Genomic DNA, 16,629 nt, shown 5'->3' with positions numbered 1-16,629 from the left:
AGTTAACAAGATATAGTTTAAAAAGCCGTCCTAAAAGGACGGGGCTTTAACCCAAAATTTCGGTAAACTTTATTGGTGGGGACATTCCCCGCCGAATAGCCATTTTGTCAAAATCAAAATGTTAATCAACGTATTATCCAGTTCCAGTACAAATATGGTCAGATATGAGTTCCAATAAGTCAGATCAAGCGAATGCCCTGTATGAATCCGACTTCTACGGGTGGACAGAGCTACAAGCGAAAGCTCTGGCCACCCGACAGGTAGAAGCTCTGGACTGGCAAAACTTGCGGGAGGAAGTAATTTCCTTGGGTAAACAAGAATATCGAGAACTGGTGAGCCGTCTAACCGTTTTGGTAGGACATCTTCTCAAATGGGAATATCAGCCAGATAAACGTTCTCGTAGTTGGTTTTTGACGATTAGAGAACAGAGACGAGCGATCAGACGGCATCTACAGGGCAATCCTAGTTTAAAATCCCGGATACCGACGGCTTTATCCGATGCTTTCGAGGCCGGAGTCGATTTGGCTTTGCGAGACACGGACTTACCGATACGGACTTTTCCCTCTCACTGTCTTTTCACCTTCGAGGACATCATAACCGACCATTTCCTCTGCGATACCAGTCAGGATTGGCCCTAAGTTCAACGATTCGACGATACCGCCTCGACGGGTATTTGAATTTCACTCCGTTTCAGGGGATCGGGAACGTAGGGACCATCATAGAAAAAGCGACGGGGGGAACCGATCGCCCGGTAGCTCGGATGTTCTGCCAGCCATTCGTTCAGTCGGGTCAATCCCTGTTGGTAACTGTCAAAATCGTAACCTCCCTGTAATCCCAAGCTCACCACCGTCATGGGTGGTACATCCTCAATCCGAATATTATCGGCCACCTCTTTCGGGTAAGTGTCGGTGTCGCGGTAGAGAAAGGAAACTTCGGCCTCTCCCGATGTCGCTCCCGTGTCTGCGGGGTAACGGGTTTCAACGGGTGCGGTCATCGAGATCTCGTTGGAACTGATGTGTTGGTACAGGGGATAAAACGACCGGTTCGCCGCCTCGGAAAGTTGACCCCGATAGCGGTAAGTAGCGGCGCGATAGGCGGGATAGTTCTTCACCTCGATCCGTCCGTTCGGGGTCGGGGTCGGAAATCCTGCGGGTAGGGGAGTGCTAGAAGCTTGATAGACCCCGATCACTAGAGCGGTTAGGGCGATGAAGCCGAGCGGTATCAATAGGTAAGGTAGTTTCATGGGGAATCGGGCGCGATGACCTCTCTATTGTGGGACGAGTTGACTTCCGTTGACCGCTCAACTGATTTCTAAGCGCGAGTAGAGAGACTTTGAAGGCGATGTTTATAGCGGTGTGCAGTCGTATGAGGTACAGTATCACGAGCTATAAACCATGCTAGGCAAAGCTTGGTCTGTATCTCACTCAAGAGCTTACCGCTATAATATGCTAGTTAGGTTATCGCGGTTCCAAATTTTGGCTCTTCTCGACTTTGTGTGATAATTTTTGCTTATGGAATTGTGAAATGCTTATAGGGCAAGACTTTTAGGGCTATTTTGACGAAGAAACCATCAGTATAGACCTCGTTTCCACACAGAAACCAGAAGAGCCAAATTTTCTCTATTCTCCCGCCAAAACGGATAAAATGCTTGAGATTCAAAGTTAATAAATGATCGACTTCCGCTTTTAATGAACCATAAGCAATTAAAGCATCATAAATCGCTCCTCCTCTTAAATTTAAAGTTACCATAAGATTAATTACAGCTTTATAATCATCGCTTGTTAAGGAAATAATCTCAAAGGAATCTAAATTTTCTTTAATTAATTGTTGTACCAATTGAGGAGATAGACGAGGTTTTGCGGGAAAAGCCGATAAAATTGCGTAGAGTTCTGCAAGAGTATGAGTTCCAATATAACCCTGAATTTCGCCTCGTTTAACTCTGATTAACCAAGAAATACAAGCTGAGTGCTGTTCATGGTTGACTAAAATAGATGCAACCAAAACCGACGTATCGAATAAAACTTTAATCACAACATTAGATCATTCATTCATTCTTTCTTGTCTAAGCTCCTCGATAAAAGCTTCAGGATTAACTAGCAATTGGCTGCCAACAACCAAAACATCATTCTCGTAATAAACCTTTGGCTCTTCCTTAATTGGATTTAAGACTAGCTTACCATCTTGAACTTCTACCTGAAATTGACTATCATATTCAATGCCTAGTTGTTCCAGCAAAGTTTCAGGAATTTGAATACATCTACTTCGATCAAGCGTCACTAATTCCATGGCAATTATCTTGAATTCTTTTATCTTCATTATACCGCTATATTTCTCCTGTAGCTCTTAAAACCCCTAAAATAATTCGACATCCACGAACATTTTACCTCAAAATGTCGACTTGAAGGAACCCTCGGTTTCACCTCGGAGATGAAAAACCGACCAATATAAAACAGCACTTCGACACATTTCGACAAGCTCAATGTAAAGGCTCAATGTAAAGGCTCAGTAGCACGAAGCACAACTAATATTCAGGGGAATCCTGATTCGGCATATTTTTTAATTTGGTCTATTGTGACACCACCACAACTAGCCACAAAATACGCCCCCGTCCATAATACTCGCTTGTCTTGACCATATATCTTTTTCAAATGGTCAGGGTAGTTGTCCCACATAAGTTTGCAAGAGGTTGACTTTAAGTTGGCTATTAATCCACTTAACAGTTTATGAGGCGGGTAAGTTAAAAGAATGTGAACATGGTCTAACTCTAGGAACACACCTTTAATCGGTTTAAATAGTGTAATTTTAGGAGAATTATAGGTTGGGTTCTAGAGAGGAATATAACCGAAGGGAACTTAAACAATTTTGGGAAATATCCAAAATTAACTGTTTTGCGATCGGTTGCGATACCGCCGAGTATTAAGCTAAAACGCACTTAAACCACCTAAAATAGAAATAGTAACTTGAGAAAATTCCTACTTATGCCAGCCAAAGATTTCCTAGATTTAGAAGAAAAGAAAAACTTACAAAAAGCTCTTAAAGAAGAAGAAAGGGCAGAGGTTAGGGAAAGAATTTTAATGTTTCTCTTGCTAAACGACGGAAAAACTCAACGAGAAATAGCTGAGTTTATTGGCTGTTCACTCAAAAAAGTCGCCCATTGGTGTGTTCATGGCGATCCTAACAATCTAGAAAGTCTAGAAGATGGTAGAAAAAATGGAAATCATAAAAAAGCCCCAGAGGAATATATTAATTTACTATTAGACCTCTTGCAAAAGTCTTAAGTCGATCCTTGTACAGCAACATTTTTGAAGATTATCAACTACTAATAAATAATTAACTGAAAGTCCCTCCCATTATTGTTTCTATCGTTTGTTTTCGGATTTATGCAAGAGGTCTATTGAAAATAGTTGATGAAGACCCGAAGGAATTGGGATATGAATTCGGGAGATGGACAGCGGCAAGATTAGCAGAGCATCTAGAAAAGGAAACAGGAATTAAACTGAGTGGCTCGCAAGTGAGAAGAATATTGAGAAGAAAAAAGTATGTGTATATCTGCTGACAGGGGGACAAGAAGGCTGAAATCCATATATCGTAAGCTTTTCATGGTTTTAACTCGAAAAAGTTTGCCGCACCATCTCTCACTTATTAATAATAATTCCTAGTAAGCTCGCTCCTATCCCTAGTTCTTTCGTTAGCTTTTTGCCTAGAATCGCTAGATCTATTTCTAATGAGAGAAGCCAGAAGCCTTTGTTAGCAAGTTTTCTAGATCGCTTGTCCCCCTGTCAGGGCATTTCGACAAGCCGCCGCCAGTTTAGGACGCAGTCAGACAGCATTAGGGAGTTTTTATCGACGGATGAAAACCAAGCTGGGAACCCCTAAAGCAGTAGTCGCCACAGCCCATAAACTGGCACGTATTGTTTACCATATGCTGAGGCATCAAGTGCCTTTCTCTGCTATTCCACCAGAACAGGAGGATGAACGGTATCGTCAGCGACTTCTTCACAATTTGCAACGCAAAGCCCAGAAATTAGGTGCTAGGATTATCTTGGAAACCCAGTCTGACTCTGCCTAAAATTCTAGTTTCTTAGAAGACTCCCTCTATTTACAATCAATCCTTGTCTTAAGGTTAAGGTTAAGGTTAAGGTTTGTCTCAAGACTTCTTCCATTGATAAACAGTTTGTTAATCGTCTAATTCTCATTAAAGGACATAGTTATTGTTATGGTTCGTGTAGTTGAAAATACCGCAGGCAAAACAAGAGATTTGCCAATTGCTTCACGCCTCAAGCAAATATTATCATTTGCTGCCTCTGTGGCTGGAATTGACGAGGTTAGAGTTGAGTCAGGTGGTCAATGTGCAATCGGTACTTGTAGTAAGCGGGTAGGGAGTACTCGACATGACTTAGGCAATGCTGCTGACTTAGACCTGATAAAAGATGGTCGTGTTCTTAAATTTACTGATTCAAATGATTTGCCTTTATTTGAGGCATTTGTTGAAGCTGCGGCAAGTTTTGGTGCTACTGGAATCGGTGGAGATGTTGGTTATATGGGGCCAACAAGAATTCATGTTGGCTTTGGGAGCCGTGCTACTTGGGGAGGAAATGCTGGCAGAGGAGCGGCTCCCAGTTGGCTAGAAAATGCTGCTACAAAAGGTTGGAATAACCCACTTTCCTTCCCAAACCCTCAAAATGGTTCATCTCTGTTTTCAGTTAACGCACGTAGTGGGCTAAATCTCAGATCTGGCCCTAGCCAAAGCTTTAAAATTATTAGAACACTTTCCTTAGGGACTATCCTTACGATACAAGGATTTGATGGAGCAGATCAAGAATGGGCTCAAGTTGATCTTGAGGGCGATGGCGTTATCGATGGCTATGTATTCAGAACATTTTTAAAACCAGTGCAAGAGGGATCACTGCGAGTGATGGCTTTTTCAGATCAGGCAAACATTGAAGAAGAGGAAGAAGGTTGTGCTGCGGATAATCCACAAGGTTTCACAGAGGAGTAAGTAATGTTATCTAAGTAGTGAAAGCTAGTTTTCGCCACTATTGCCATTTTAGGTAATACAAATTCTTGTCAACTATAACTGTAAATTTTACCAGCCTTTAGTCCATTTTTGCTATGAGTATTCAAGACGACATTGTTTGGTTTAAAGACCAATTTCAATCAGATATCATCGCCGCTATTGATAATACACCTTTCCGCCTTGAACTATTAGTGGCGATCGCCTTACAAGAAACTGGCTATCTCTGGCGTAATATTTACAAAAGAGAAAGTGTAGCAAGAACCCTAGAGCTTTGTGTTGGAGACACAATCGGTGCGCCTGATAGAACCGCCTTTCCAGTTGATAGAGCGGCACTGGAAGCAAAACCGAAAGGCAAAGAGATGTTTCAAGTTGCTCGTCAAGCACTTGAAGATATTGCCTTGTACAATCATGACTTCAAAGTTGCCGCCAGAAACCCAGATAGATTTTGTCGAGGCTTCGGCATCTTTCAATATGACCTACAATTTTTCTTAACCAATCCAGATTATTTTTTAGAAAAACAGTGGTACGAATTTGATCAATGTTTAGCCCGATGTGTTGAGGAATTAAACTCAAAATTAATCAGCACTTATGGCAAGGATAAAACCAGCTTGACTGATAAAGAAATGGTCTATGTAGCTATTGCTTATAACAGGGGAAGTGTTGATTTTAGCCGAGGCTTTAAACAAGGCCATAAAGATAGCAGTGGCAAGTATTACGGTGAGTATATCTGGGAGTATTTGCAATTAGCCAAAGGTAGCTCCACCAATACTCAACAATACCGAGTTAATGCTCGATCGGGTTTAAGACTCCGCTCTGGGCCTGGCACTAATTTTGATACCATTGAGTTACTTCCCCTTGGTCGTCTCGTTTTTGTTGGCAAAAGACAGGGCGAATGGGTTGAAGTAGATTTGCAAGGCGATGGAGTTATTGATGGCTTTGCTTTTGCTAGTTATTTGGCTCCAGTTTAGTTACTTTTTTAACTTTGTTGATTTTTAAGGAAATTAGTCCTATGGCACAGGGAAAAGTTACAGCCAGCACTTTAAATTTACGCACGGCTCCTAACACAGCAAGTAGCACTTTAGCAAGTTTACCGACAGGAAAGGTTGTTGATATTCTTAGCACCGTTACAGGAGGCAATTACCCCGGAAGTAGTGGAACTTCCAATCAATGGCATAATGTTCGTGTCGATGGCCAAACAGGTTTTGTAGCCGCAGCCTTTATTCAACCTTTGGCTCCCCCCGGAACCTTACAAGGCAATATTGAATTGGCTCCCCCCGGATTAATTGGTTTTGATTGTGCAAGCAAGTTAAATCCGACATTAATTAGTAAATTTGCCAATGACCCTAAAAATTTTCGTTATTGTTTGCGCTATCTTTCTTTAGGAACACAACAAACAAATGTTGATTTAAGCCGTCAAGAAGCGGAAGACATTTTAGCATCAGGATTAGCTCTTAGTCCCGTTCAGCGAGTCCGCACATCAGGTTGGATTCCGACAGGTTCTTTAGGAACGACGACAGGTCAAAATGCTGCTAATAATGCAGTTTCCGTCGGTTTTCCGGCAGGAATTAATGTTTGGTTAGATTTAGAGGGCGTGAAGTCAGGGACTTCTGCAAGTAATGTTATTGCCTATTGCAATAATTGGTTTAATGAAGTTGCGGCCAAAGGTTATGTTCCTGGTATTTATGTTGGTGCAAATGCAATTCTCACAGGAACTCAACTAGCTAATTTAAAGTTTCAACATTACTGGAAATCAGGAAGTACAGTTCCAAGTATTCCAGGGCGGGGTTATCAGCTAATTCAAACCATCCCTAATCCTCCGATGGGTGAACTAAGGCATGGTATTCACATTGATTACGACGAGACCCAAACAGACAGCCTCGGTGGTCAAGTGATTTGGCTAAGCCGCTAGTTTTTTTTCAATCCCTCAATTTTTCATTGATTCAATTCAGGAGTAAACCAATGGCTCGTACTGGACAAATTACCGCAAGTACCCTTAATTTACGCACATCTCCCAATACTTCAAGCACTATTTTATCTGCTTTTCCTACGGGAACTCTCGCCGAAATTTTAGATACCATAACCGGCGTAAGTTACAGTTTACCGGCGGGGGGAACCTCAAATCAATGGCACAAAGTAAAAGTTGCTGGACAAGAAGGTTTTTTAGCCGCAGCATTTATTATTGATACGGGGAATCCAGACGGGACTAGCAATGTTCTTGACGCAATTTTCAAAGTTAATGCTGGTCACATCTATTACCGAGCAAAAGATATTACTGGAGATGGCAGGGCTGAAACTTTTTGTAATTGGTTTGCCGCCGATGTTTTGGATCAATTAGGGATTGATCTTCCTCGTTTAGATTCTAGTGCTGGCTCCTATGTAGAACCCCATCCCGTTTATGGTAATAACACTCCTTTTAAACCCTTTTCGGCGGAAGCTCTGTTTATTTTTTTTCAAAATCAAAATGCAAGTTCATTGGGAAAATGGAAATTAGTTAGCTCTGATACCGCCGATAAAGCCTCCGCCCAAAGTGCGGCTATCAGCATTGCCCAGGGTGATAAAGTTGTGGTTGCTTCTTTTCCTGGAGTGCGCGGTAGTCGTCAAGGTCATATTGCTATTGTTCGCCCTGATAGCTCTGCTAGTGTCAGAATTGCTCAAGCAGGTCGTGTTAGTAGCAATAATTTAGCCTTAAGTGATGGCTTCGGTAGTGCTTTAAGCTCCACTAAGTTTTTTACTTTTAAGGGTTAATCTTTTTCAAATATCCCTCTTGTTTTGAATAAGGAGGATAAAATTCGCTCTCTCTATATTGTCTAATTTCTTTTAAGGTTACAATCATGGCTCAAGGCAAAATTACGGCAAGTTCTCTCAACTTAAGAAGTCAACCCAATTCCAGCACGGATAGTAACATTATTAAGTCACTACCGACAGGAACTTTGGTTGAGATTATCAAAACCGTTGCCGGTAGTAATTATACTTTTGGGGGGGGGACTCGTAATGATTGGCATCAGGTTACAGTTGGAACTGACACTGGATTTATCGCCGCCGCTTGGGTCGCTCCTGTTACACCGCCGCCACCACCACCATCAATCACAACAGAAGTACGAGGAGTTTGGATTGTTGACCGTACTCACAGTTCTGTTTTAACTTCTCCGGCAACCATTAGTAACGCTCTCAATTTTTTGCAACGTAATGGCTTTAATACTGTTTGTCCTGCGGTTTGGAATCGAGGATTTACCGCTTTTCCAAGTACTGTAATGACGAAGAATGGTTTCCCTAATCAAGACCCTGGTTATGTAGGTTTTGATCCTTTAAGGGAGATTGTTAAACAGGGCAAAAGTCGGGGAATGATGGTTTTTCCTTGGTTTGAATATGGATTCGCGGCTTCACCCGATGCTGATGGCGGTCATATTTTGGAGACTAAGCCTAACTGGTCAGCTTTAGATAGTTCAGGCAATAAAGTTCAACATGGCGGATTAACTTGGATGAATGCCTTAAATCCAGAGGTTCAACAATTTATGCTGGATTTAATTTTAGAAGTCGTTAATACCTACGATGTGGATGGAATTCAGGGATGCGATCGCTTTCCTGCTATTCCTTTTAATGGCGGCTATGATCAAGCGACTAAAGATAAGTATAAAGCCAAACATGGGGTTAATCCTCCCAGTGATGGCAAAGACCCCATTTGGATTAAATTCCGAGCCGATATATTGACTAAATACTTAGCAAGTATATTTGAGAAAATTAAGAGTACAAAATCTACTTGCATCGTTTCAATGTCGCCTTCACCATTTCCTTTTGGGCTAAATAATTTGATGCAGGATTCAGAGGTATGGGTTAAGCAAGAGATCGTAGATTTTTTGCATCCTCAACTGTATCGAACCAGCTTTGCTAACTATAAAACAGAAGTAGATAGCCTGAAAACACGGCTTACGGCTAGTCAACTTAAAAAAATCGCACCTGGAATTGCTTTTACTGCCAGCCGAACAACCTTAACGACTAATGATGTCGTACAATCTATTAAATACAACCGTAGCCAAGGTTTGGGGGGTCAAATCTTTTTCTTTTATGAAGGTTTGACGAACAACAGCAATGCAATGGCGATCGCTCTACAAGCTCCGGGTATTTATGTATGAGCTTGGTTTCAATTTTGTTCACTTACAATTGTCTTAAGGAGTTATTTGTATGGTCTCTGTCAAAAAAATTCAAATCCCAGAAGGTACTGGTTTTAATCGCAAGGTGGCTATGGAATTAGCAAATCTAATCTCCGCTGCTTATAACGAATATGAAGTCTGGGATACCAATAAAGCATTACAACAAGAAAGTCAACTTCCAACTGTTATCACAGGCTCGGAAGAATTTGCTGATCTGGAAATGGATAGTTTAGAATGTCAGGCTCTTCGTTACTTGTTATGGTTCGATAGGGGGGCATAAATCGACTAAGTCCTTATCTGGCAAAAGATTTAACTGATTAGCTCGCTCTAGATCAAAAACAATTGACAAAAATCGTCCAATGTCTTTCTCTATAAGGGTTCCATCTCTTATAACCCCCGTCCATTACATAACACAAACCGAAGAACCGAATGTCAAAAGAAAAACAGTGAAAATACTGATTTTGAAAAACTTAATCGGTTTTGGAAAAGCTCTAAAAAGTATAATCGCTGTAAAAGCTTCTTTTTTTCCTCAATGGTGGTGGCTTGAACTGTTAAAACCAGGTAATTTGAACAATATAAATATACAGCAATTCTGGAAAAGTCTTAAAGATATTATCACGACGGATGAAGTGTTTGGCTTTATTGCTCGCTCGCAAGAAAATCCTCTGACAGGGGGACAAGCAAGCTGAAAAGCTTATGTAGCATAAAATACAGACACAGACTCCAAAAAAAGAGGCTCTTCTAGGTTCTGTGTGATAAGTTTAATTGACATAGGATCGATCGATCTTTGTGTCCTTTGTGTCTTTGTGGTTCGTTCCACCCCCTCGCTCTTGAGAAATGTATCTTAGAATACATTTTACCCACCAAAGCTGGGAGAGCCAAAAAGATAGGTCATATATAGTAAATATGACCTAGAGAACAAAAATGATAAGTGAATTATACCAGAAAGTGTTAGAAAATGAACTGGGACGAGCCAGATATCTACTGTTGTTAATGATAGTTGGAACCTTGCAAATACTAAAGCAAGCTAAGTTAGAGATATTAGCAGAAGCACTGCCAATACCGATCCTGTTTGAGAGTCGGATAAAAAAACTAAAAATATTTTTAAAGCTGGAAATTCTGAATATTGAAAAAATCTGGTTTCCCTGCCTAAAAGAGATGTTAAAACAGCAGGAGAGATTCACAACAAAAGGATTAGTATATATTGCCATAGACCGAACGAGTTGGGGAGCAATTAATATCTTGATGGTGAGTCTAATTTATGACAAGAGAGCCATGGCAATCTATTGGGAGATATTGGATAAAAAAGGAAGTAGTAATCTCGAAGAACAGCAGCGAGTATTGGGGAAAATATTGACGGTGCTATCAGGTCATAAAATCGTGGTGTTAGGAGATAGAGAATTTTGCTCGGTCAGTCTTGGAAAGTGGCTTCAGAAGCAGAGTTTATACTTTTGTTTAAGACAAAAAAAAGTACAAATGTCAAGACAAAAGAAGGAATTTATCAAGAAATGAGAGAGTTAGGTTTAAGTCCAGGAACTCAACTATTTTTGAATGATGTCAATATCACAAAAGAGCAGGGATTTGGACAGTTTAACTTAGCTGGTAAGTGGAAAAAAACCTATGGGGGTTTTAAAACAAAAGAACCTTGGTATATTCTGACAAATTTTGGGGATTTAGAGACGGCAATAATTGCCTATCAAAAAAGATTTGATATTGAGGAGATGTTCCGAGATTTTAAGTCGGGAGGCTATAGCTTAGAAGGTTCTCAATTAGCACCGCAATACTTATCAAAGCTGATAATTGTTATAGCTATCGCCTATACAAGTGCCACAATGCAAGGTAAAAAAATTAAGGATATGGGAATCCAAAAATATGTTACAAGACCTGAAAAAAGATATAAAGGTCAACGCAGACACAGCAGTTTTTATGTGGGTCAACATCTCTATCATTGGCTCCAGCTACATCAAATGTTCCCAAAAAATATAGAAGAGCTAATGCAAATTAGCCGCTATCGGTTGAAGGATTACATCAAAGGACAAAGAGCGATATCGCTTGCCCTATCTACCTTCTAGCTCGCTTGTCCCCCTCTCAGCCCGCTGTGACAATTTCTCCTCGCTCAATTGAGACTTGTTCGTTGATAATTTCAACGATTCCTATTTCATCGATAATTCCGGCTACTAATCCCAGATGGTCTAGATTTTTGACTTCAATTTCTGTTGATTGATTCATGGTCGAACAGCCCACTGCCTAAGTTTTTCAACAATTCCTATTTTTTCATAATTATGGGTCTCAAGACCCCCCTAGCGGCCACCGAGAAAACCTTCACCAGCTAAGTATTTTTACTCAAGTCTCTGGAGGGGGACAGCTTATGTGACAGTTGAGGGTGCGGAATGTGGGTTTAAATCCCCCGCATAAGCGTGTCGCGTCCGGGGCGAGCGCTTGGCCGCAAGCAGTTGGGCTAATACGTCCGGGTTGTCGAGGGGGGCGATATCCTCGCGTCTGGTTAGATCGGTGGCTGACACGAATTTAGGGTTGCGATAATCCTGATTTCCGATAGCTGTCCCCTGAATCATCCCGCAGTTTTATATTTTCTTTAGAGATGGGCTGTCCTAAAACCTGCTCAGAGCGGCCAAAAGTCAGAAAATAGAAATAAAGGTGCGATTGGAGAACTTGAGCAGCGATCGCACACATAAGCCGCCATTGGAGAAAGATAAAGTTATGGCAGATAACTACAGAAGTCGCATTGTTACCCAAGGTACCCAACGCAGTCCGAATCGGGCCATGTTAAGAGCGGTAGGTTTTGGGGATGAGGACTTTAGCAAACCAATCATCGGCATCGCTAACGGATTTAGCACCATTACCCCCTGTAACATGGGAATTAATGATTTAGCAATGCGTGCCGAAGCAGCCACCAGATTAGCGGGGGGAATGCCGCAACTTTTCGGGACTATCACCATTAGTGACGGTATTTCCATGGGAACAGAAGGGATGAAATATTCTCTCGTTTCTAGGGAGGTAATCGCCGATTCCATTGAAACCGTCTGTAATGGTCAAAGTCTCGATGGAGTCCTCGCTATTGGGGGTTGTGACAAAAATATGCCGGGGGCAATGATTGCCATGGCCCGGATGAATATTCCCGCTATTTTCGTCTATGGTGGCACGATTAAACCGGGGCGCTACAAAGATTGCGATTTAACCGTAGTCAGTTCCTTTGAAGCCGTGGGACAGTACAGCGCCGGTAAAATCAGTGAAGAAGACCTCATCGGAATTGAACGCAACGCTTGCCCCGGGGCCGGTTCCTGTGGTGGAATGTTTACTGCTAATACCATGTCTTCCATTTTTGAAGCCATGGGGATGAGTTTACCCTATTCCTCGACCATGGCCGCCGAAGATGCGGAAAAAGCCGATAGTACCGAAGAATCGGCCAAGGTTTTGGTCGAGGCGGTTAGAAAACAGATTCTCCCTAGCCAAATTTTGACCCGTAAAGCCTTTGAAAACGCCATTTCGGTAATTATGGCGGTGGGAGGTTCCACTAACGCTGTCCTGCACCTTTTAGCCATTTCCCGCACCATCGGGGTAGAATTATCGATCGATGATTTTGAAACCATCCGCCAGCGTGTACCAGTTATCTGCGATCTTAAACCCTCCGGGCGTTACGTTACCGTAGATCTGCATAAAGCCGGCGGTATTCCCCAAGTGATGAAAATTCTCCTGGTTAATGGTTTACTGCACGGGGATGCCCTCACCATTAGCGGTCAGACTATCGCCGAGATTTTAGCCGATATTCCCGACCAACCGCCCTCAGGCCAAGATGTTATCCGTCCTTTTAGCAATCCTGTCTATAAAGAGGGTCATTTAGCCATTTTAAAAGGAAATCTGGCCACGGAGGGGTCTGTGGCCAAAATCAGCGGCGTGAAAACTCCGGTCATCACCGGACCCGCGCGGGTGTTTGAGTCGGAAGAAACCTGTTTAGAGGCAATTTTAGCCGGAAAAATTAAAGCCGGGGATGTGGTGGTTGTCCGTTACGAGGGACCAGTAGGCGGACCGGGTATGCGGGAAATGTTAGCCCCCACTTCGGCAATTATCGGCGCCGGTTTAGGGGATTCCGTGGGATTAATTACCGATGGTCGTTTTTCCGGGGGAACCTATGGCATGGTGGTCGGTCACGTCGCTCCAGAAGCGGCGGTGGGTGGTACAATTGCCCTAGTCGAGGAGGGGGATCAAATCACTATTGATGCTCGTCAGCGTCTCTTGAGTTTAAATGTATCGGAGGAAGAATTAACCCGTCGTCGTAACCATTGGCAACCGCGCCCCCCACGCTATAAAACGGGAATTCTCGGCAAATTCGCCAAGTTAGTCTCCTCTAGCAGTCTCGGCGCTTTAACAGATCTGAATCTGTTCTAAAAGTATAACTAGGGTTTGCGGCAAAAAGCTTTTCCTGGGGGCAGGGTGTGGGGTGTGGGGTGTAGGGTGTGGGGTTTTATCGATTTTCAGGTGGTCAACTACCTAATTTTCAGGGAAAAAGCACCCACTGCTCACCCAACACTCCCACTGATAACTGATAACTGATAACTGATAAGACTGACGGCTCTAATTAGGGTTTGCGGCAAAAAGTAGGGGCGAAGCATTCGGATAGAAAATCTACGGTTTCACCGATAGGTTATTGCCCGAATGCTTCGCCCCTACAGGACGCGGGCCGATGAAGACACAAGGTTTTGAAGCATGATTCTCTCAAAATCTGGCACCTGTTTCGCTCGTAAAGCCACAAAACCCTTACCTTGCCTACATTTCACATTTATTCAGCCAGCCCTAATTAATGCTCATTCTTAATTCTCCTGCCTCCTGACTCCTGACTCCTGCCTCCGTTAAAGATTAATAACTATGACCTATCTACTCACTGTCTATCGAGCGCTCGAATGCCGTCCAGATACCTATCGGGACTGGTATGACCAAGGCAATATTTTAAAAGAAAGAATGGACTATTTTGGAGCCTTAATCAGCTACGAAAAAGCCTTAGAATATTATCCAGATGATTATTGGGCATGGTACAAAAGGGGTATGATACTAGAAGACTTGGGAATGTATGAAGAAGCGGCTGAAAGTTACGCTAACGCTGCACAGGTGAAGGATGATAACTATTGGGCTTGGTACGACCAAGGTTGTGTTTATCTACAGGAATTAAAGGACTACCAAAAAGCGATCGCTTGTTTTCAACGGGCCCTAAGTCATAGTCCGGGAGACTATTGGGCAGCCTACCGGCAAGGGGAGGCCTATCGATTGCTGAAAAATTACGAACGCGCTATCACTTTTTATGACTTGGCCCTAGGGGCGCGACCCCGGGATTATTGGGCCTGGTATCGTCGCGGCGACGCTTTCCGGGATTGGGGCAATCCCCAAGAGGCTTTATTTAATTATCGTACCGCCCTCGATATCCGACCGCAAGATTACTGGTCCTGGTATCAACAGGGTGTGATCCTACAGGAATTACAGCGTTTACCAGAAGCGATCGCCTGTTATGAAGAATTGTTAAAAATCGATCAAGATGATCGCTATGCGTGGTATAATCTCGCCTGCTGTTATGCCGCCCTCGGTCAACAAGAAAAAGCGATCAACTGTTTACGGGAAGCTCTAGACATAGAACCGGATATATGTGGCGAATTAGCGCGTAATAACTTTGTTTTCGATGGTTTAAGGCAAAATGAAACCTTTAATGACCTCTTGAGTTGCTATTCCCCCAGCTAAAGTCTTTTTGCAGCACCTAGGGTTTGCTGAAAGGGTTTGTCCTGGGGTGTGTGGGATTTTAGGCATTTTCAGGGAAAAAGTGCCTAAAACTTCCCCCGGATTGCTCAAATGGCTGGCACTTTTTGACGACAAAAAAGCCTAAAGATATTAGCCAACAAGGTTTTTAGATTCATTTAGCCGGTTTGGATTAGCTACAATTGCAATTAGAGAAAAATTATTGAGAATCTTATGCGAGAACTAGACAGAGACAAAACCATCGAACAACTGAACGAAATCATGGAATTTGAACTAGCGGGAGTTGTCCGTTACACCCACTATTCCCTGATGGTGACAGGTCCCCATCGCATCCCCATCGTCCAATTTTTCCAGACTCAGGCCACGGAGTCCCTCACCCACGCGCAACAAGTTGGGGAAATTCTCACCGGTTTAGAAGGTCATCCTAGCTTAAAAATTGCCCCAATCGAGGAAAGCTATGAACACAATATCAAAGCAATCTTGAGTGAGAGCCTCAATCATGAGAAAAAATCCCTTGATTTGTACAAAGCACTCCTAGAAACCGTCGAAGATGCCAGTATTTACCTAGAAGAATTCGCTCGCGGTATGATCGGACAAGAAGAATTACACAATCTGGAAATTCGCAAGATGCTGCGGGATTTTGCTTGAGCTAGGATCAAAGCTAGAGTTTATCCACTAGCTTATGAATCTTAGTTCCGCTTTACCCACTTTTATCATCACTCTCCGGGAAGGTTTCGAGGCCGCTTTAGTGGTGGGAATTGTCCTCGCTTGTTTACAAAAATCGGGTCGATCGCAACTTAACTCATGGGTGTATCGTGGTATTGGTGCGGGAGTGGTCGCTAGTGTTTTAGTCGGTATTTTGCTAGGGGGAATCCTTTTGCAAGTGGATGCCTCTCCTAGTCCATTCGTACCAATGCTCAAGGAATTACTGGCCGCCACTTTTGGACTGATTGCCGTTTTGATGTTGAGTTGGATGTTAATTTGGATGACTCAACAGGCCAAATCTTTGAAATCTGAGGTAGAAAGTGCGGTAAAAGCGGGTTTAAAAGCGAAAAATGGGGCAGGAAAAGCGATTTTTCTGCTCGTTTTTATCGCTGTCTTGCGGGAGGGATTTGAAACTGTCCTCTTTATCCTGGCCCAATTCCAAAAAGATTGGCAGATACAAACCTTCGGTGCGATAGCGGGGTTAAGTGTCGCAACCTTGTTGGGAACTCTCCTATTTGCAGGGGGAGTAAAAATTAATATCCGTCTCTTTTTCCAAATTATGGGGACTTTCCTCCTCTTAATCGTTGCGGGATTACTCATCGGTGTTTTGAAACATATCGACGCAGGAATCAGTCTTTTAAGTGAAATTGACCCTTTTTATCGCAATTTCTGTCCTTCTCTCCCCTCCTCCTGTCTTCTCGGTTTTCAAGTTTGGGACGGTTCCCAAATTTTGAGCGATCGCACTTTCCCCGGACTCCTCCTTAAATCTCTGTTTGGTTATCGTCAAAACCTCTATATCAGTCAAATTGTTGCTTATATCCTCTTTTTACTGCTTATCGGTGGCCTCTATTTCCAAAGCTTACGACAACGTCCTCAAACAGTGACCAGTGACCAGTAAACAGTAATCAGTAAATAGTAAATAGTAAAAAGACAGTAGGAAACTTCTATTTAATACTGCACACTTAAAAACTCACATCTGATAACTGTTAACTTACCCACTGA

General features: G+C 42.7%; 19 protein-coding genes and 3 pseudogenes. 17 read left to right on the top strand and 5 right to left on the bottom strand.

Annotated features, from left to right (window positions below; all coding sequences use genetic code 11):
* Nucleotides 1–164: 164 nt before the first annotated feature.
* A complete protein-coding gene (locus tag B5D77_RS21670; RefSeq protein ID WP_106909632.1) occupies nucleotides 165–638 on the top strand; it encodes a DUF29 domain-containing protein in 474 nt (157 codons plus the stop codon).
* Nucleotides 639–640: 2 nt separating this feature from the next.
* Here B5D77_RS21670 and B5D77_RS21665 read toward each other — a convergent pair whose 3' ends face one another.
* The 4 genes from B5D77_RS21665 to tnpA form a co-directional block, all read right to left on the bottom strand.
* Entirely contained in the window at nucleotides 641–1,243 is a 603-nt protein-coding gene (locus tag B5D77_RS21665; RefSeq protein ID WP_106909631.1) for a heme-binding protein, read from the bottom strand.
* 266 nt (nucleotides 1,244–1,509) lie between these two features.
* Nucleotides 1,510–2,031 carry a PIN domain-containing protein gene (locus B5D77_RS21660; protein ID WP_008198612.1) on the bottom strand — a complete coding sequence of 174 codons (522 nt, stop codon included), beginning with the start codon at nucleotides 2,029–2,031 and terminating at the stop codon, nucleotides 1,510–1,512.
* A 9-nt stretch (nucleotides 2,032–2,040) separates the two neighbouring features.
* Nucleotides 2,041–2,316, bottom strand: a complete 276-nt coding sequence (locus B5D77_RS21655; protein ID WP_081504654.1) for a hypothetical protein — start codon at nucleotides 2,314–2,316, stop codon at nucleotides 2,041–2,043.
* 212 nt (nucleotides 2,317–2,528) lie between these two features.
* Entirely contained in the window at nucleotides 2,529–2,774 is a 246-nt protein-coding gene (tnpA, locus tag B5D77_RS21650; protein WP_157221723.1) for an IS200/IS605 family transposase, read from the bottom strand.
* A gap of 204 nt (nucleotides 2,775–2,978) precedes the next feature.
* Here tnpA and B5D77_RS21640 point away from each other — a divergent pair.
* The 12 genes and pseudogenes from B5D77_RS21640 to B5D77_RS27475 form a co-directional block, all read left to right on the top strand.
* Nucleotides 2,979–3,251: pseudogene (locus tag B5D77_RS21640) on the top strand (helix-turn-helix domain-containing protein); the annotation flags it as partial.
* 140 nt (nucleotides 3,252–3,391) lie between these two features.
* A pseudogene (locus B5D77_RS21635) lies at nucleotides 3,392–3,550 on the top strand (winged helix-turn-helix domain-containing protein); the annotation flags it as partial.
* Nucleotides 3,551–3,850: 300 nt separating this feature from the next.
* Nucleotides 3,851–4,069 (top strand): hypothetical protein, encoded by a 219-nt coding sequence (locus B5D77_RS21630; protein WP_008198579.1) that lies wholly within the window; start codon nucleotides 3,851–3,853, stop codon nucleotides 4,067–4,069.
* A gap of 147 nt (nucleotides 4,070–4,216) precedes the next feature.
* Nucleotides 4,217–4,999: an SH3 domain-containing protein gene (locus B5D77_RS21625; RefSeq protein WP_008198577.1), complete on the top strand. Its 783-nt coding sequence runs from the start codon at nucleotides 4,217–4,219 to the stop codon at nucleotides 4,997–4,999.
* A gap of 113 nt (nucleotides 5,000–5,112) precedes the next feature.
* Nucleotides 5,113–5,985: an SH3 domain-containing protein gene (locus B5D77_RS21620; protein ID WP_008198575.1), complete on the top strand. Its 873-nt coding sequence runs from the start codon at nucleotides 5,113–5,115 to the stop codon at nucleotides 5,983–5,985.
* A gap of 41 nt (nucleotides 5,986–6,026) precedes the next feature.
* Entirely contained in the window at nucleotides 6,027–6,926 is a 900-nt protein-coding gene (locus B5D77_RS21615) for a glycoside hydrolase domain-containing protein (RefSeq protein ID WP_008198574.1), read from the top strand.
* Nucleotides 6,927–6,976: 50 nt separating this feature from the next.
* A complete protein-coding gene (locus tag B5D77_RS21610) occupies nucleotides 6,977–7,762 on the top strand; it encodes an SH3 domain-containing protein (RefSeq protein ID WP_106909630.1) in 786 nt (261 codons plus the stop codon).
* A gap of 86 nt (nucleotides 7,763–7,848) precedes the next feature.
* Nucleotides 7,849–9,147 carry a family 10 glycosylhydrolase gene (locus B5D77_RS21605; RefSeq protein WP_008198571.1) on the top strand — a complete coding sequence of 433 codons (1,299 nt, stop codon included), beginning with the start codon at nucleotides 7,849–7,851 and terminating at the stop codon, nucleotides 9,145–9,147.
* A gap of 49 nt (nucleotides 9,148–9,196) precedes the next feature.
* The gene (locus tag B5D77_RS21600) at nucleotides 9,197–9,445 is read left to right on the top strand and encodes a hypothetical protein (protein WP_106909629.1); all 249 of its coding nucleotides are present in this window, start codon (nucleotides 9,197–9,199) and stop codon (nucleotides 9,443–9,445) included.
* A gap of 166 nt (nucleotides 9,446–9,611) precedes the next feature.
* Complete coding sequence (locus B5D77_RS21595) at nucleotides 9,612–9,854, top strand: hypothetical protein (RefSeq protein WP_173915175.1); 243 nt, start codon at nucleotides 9,612–9,614, stop codon at nucleotides 9,852–9,854.
* A gap of 235 nt (nucleotides 9,855–10,089) precedes the next feature.
* On the top strand, nucleotides 10,090–10,677 hold the full coding sequence (locus B5D77_RS26760) for a hypothetical protein (protein WP_216824530.1): 588 nt from the start codon (nucleotides 10,090–10,092) through the stop codon (nucleotides 10,675–10,677).
* Nucleotides 10,569–11,237, top strand: coding sequence for a hypothetical protein (locus B5D77_RS27475; protein WP_254053001.1), 669 nt, complete (start codon nucleotides 10,569–10,571; stop codon nucleotides 11,235–11,237). Before B5D77_RS26760 ends, B5D77_RS27475 begins: the two co-directional genes overlap by 109 nt.
* A gap of 19 nt (nucleotides 11,238–11,256) precedes the next feature.
* Here B5D77_RS27475 and B5D77_RS21585 read toward each other — a convergent pair.
* Nucleotides 11,257–11,394: pseudogene (locus tag B5D77_RS21585) on the bottom strand (DUF4277 domain-containing protein); the annotation flags it as partial.
* A 489-nt stretch (nucleotides 11,395–11,883) separates the two neighbouring features.
* Between B5D77_RS21585 and ilvD the strand changes: the two are divergent.
* The 4 genes from ilvD to B5D77_RS21555 all read left to right on the top strand — a co-directional run bounded on the left by ilvD (nucleotide 11,884) and on the right by B5D77_RS21555 (nucleotide 16,525).
* Nucleotides 11,884–13,569, top strand: coding sequence for a dihydroxy-acid dehydratase (ilvD, locus tag B5D77_RS21570; RefSeq protein ID WP_106909626.1), 1,686 nt, complete (start codon nucleotides 11,884–11,886; stop codon nucleotides 13,567–13,569).
* A gap of 477 nt (nucleotides 13,570–14,046) precedes the next feature.
* On the top strand, nucleotides 14,047–14,907 hold the full coding sequence (locus tag B5D77_RS21565; protein ID WP_106909625.1) for a lipopolysaccharide assembly protein LapB: 861 nt from the start codon (nucleotides 14,047–14,049) through the stop codon (nucleotides 14,905–14,907).
* 228 nt (nucleotides 14,908–15,135) lie between these two features.
* Complete coding sequence (locus tag B5D77_RS21560; protein WP_002731529.1) at nucleotides 15,136–15,570, top strand: bacterioferritin; 435 nt, start codon at nucleotides 15,136–15,138, stop codon at nucleotides 15,568–15,570.
* A 34-nt stretch (nucleotides 15,571–15,604) separates the two neighbouring features.
* The gene (locus B5D77_RS21555) at nucleotides 15,605–16,525 is read left to right on the top strand and encodes an FTR1 family protein (protein ID WP_106909624.1); all 921 of its coding nucleotides are present in this window, start codon (nucleotides 15,605–15,607) and stop codon (nucleotides 16,523–16,525) included.
* Nucleotides 16,526–16,629 lie beyond the last annotated feature (104 nt).

The sequence above is a fragment of the Microcystis sp. MC19 genome, from assembly GCF_003019735.1.
Classification (GTDB): domain Bacteria; phylum Cyanobacteriota; class Cyanobacteriia; order Cyanobacteriales; family Microcystaceae; genus Microcystis.
The sequence above is the reverse complement of the archived record's forward strand: the minus strand, read 5'-3'. Positions and strand labels throughout refer to the sequence as shown.

Excerpts from the sequence above, each read along its gene's own strand:
- B5D77_RS21605 (WP_008198571.1), top strand. The coding sequence starts at position 7,849 with ATGGCTCAAGGCAAAATTACGGCAAGTTCTCTCAACTTAAGAAGTCAA.
- ilvD (WP_106909626.1), top strand. The coding sequence starts at position 11,884 with ATGGCAGATAACTACAGAAGTCGCATTGTTACCCAAGGTACCCAACGC.
- B5D77_RS26760 (WP_216824530.1), top strand. The coding sequence starts at position 10,090 with ATGATAAGTGAATTATACCAGAAAGTGTTAGAAAATGAACTGGGACGA.
- B5D77_RS21610 (WP_106909630.1), top strand. The coding sequence starts at position 6,977 with ATGGCTCGTACTGGACAAATTACCGCAAGTACCCTTAATTTACGCACA.
- B5D77_RS21560 (WP_002731529.1), top strand. The coding sequence starts at position 15,136 with ATGCGAGAACTAGACAGAGACAAAACCATCGAACAACTGAACGAAATC.
- B5D77_RS21565 (WP_106909625.1), top strand. The coding sequence starts at position 14,047 with ATGACCTATCTACTCACTGTCTATCGAGCGCTCGAATGCCGTCCAGAT.
- B5D77_RS21655 (WP_081504654.1), bottom strand. The coding sequence starts at position 2,316 with ATGAAGATAAAAGAATTCAAGATAATTGCCATGGAATTAGTGACGCTT.
- B5D77_RS21615 (WP_008198574.1), top strand. The coding sequence starts at position 6,027 with ATGGCACAGGGAAAAGTTACAGCCAGCACTTTAAATTTACGCACGGCT.
- B5D77_RS21625 (WP_008198577.1), top strand. The coding sequence starts at position 4,217 with ATGGTTCGTGTAGTTGAAAATACCGCAGGCAAAACAAGAGATTTGCCA.
- B5D77_RS21555 (WP_106909624.1), top strand. The coding sequence starts at position 15,605 with ATGAATCTTAGTTCCGCTTTACCCACTTTTATCATCACTCTCCGGGAA.
- B5D77_RS21630 (WP_008198579.1), top strand. The coding sequence starts at position 3,851 with ATGAAAACCAAGCTGGGAACCCCTAAAGCAGTAGTCGCCACAGCCCAT.
- B5D77_RS21670 (WP_106909632.1), top strand. The coding sequence starts at position 165 with ATGAGTTCCAATAAGTCAGATCAAGCGAATGCCCTGTATGAATCCGAC.
- B5D77_RS21620 (WP_008198575.1), top strand. The coding sequence starts at position 5,113 with ATGAGTATTCAAGACGACATTGTTTGGTTTAAAGACCAATTTCAATCA.
- B5D77_RS21600 (WP_106909629.1), top strand. The coding sequence starts at position 9,197 with ATGGTCTCTGTCAAAAAAATTCAAATCCCAGAAGGTACTGGTTTTAAT.
- B5D77_RS21665 (WP_106909631.1), bottom strand. The coding sequence starts at position 1,243 with ATGAAACTACCTTACCTATTGATACCGCTCGGCTTCATCGCCCTAACC.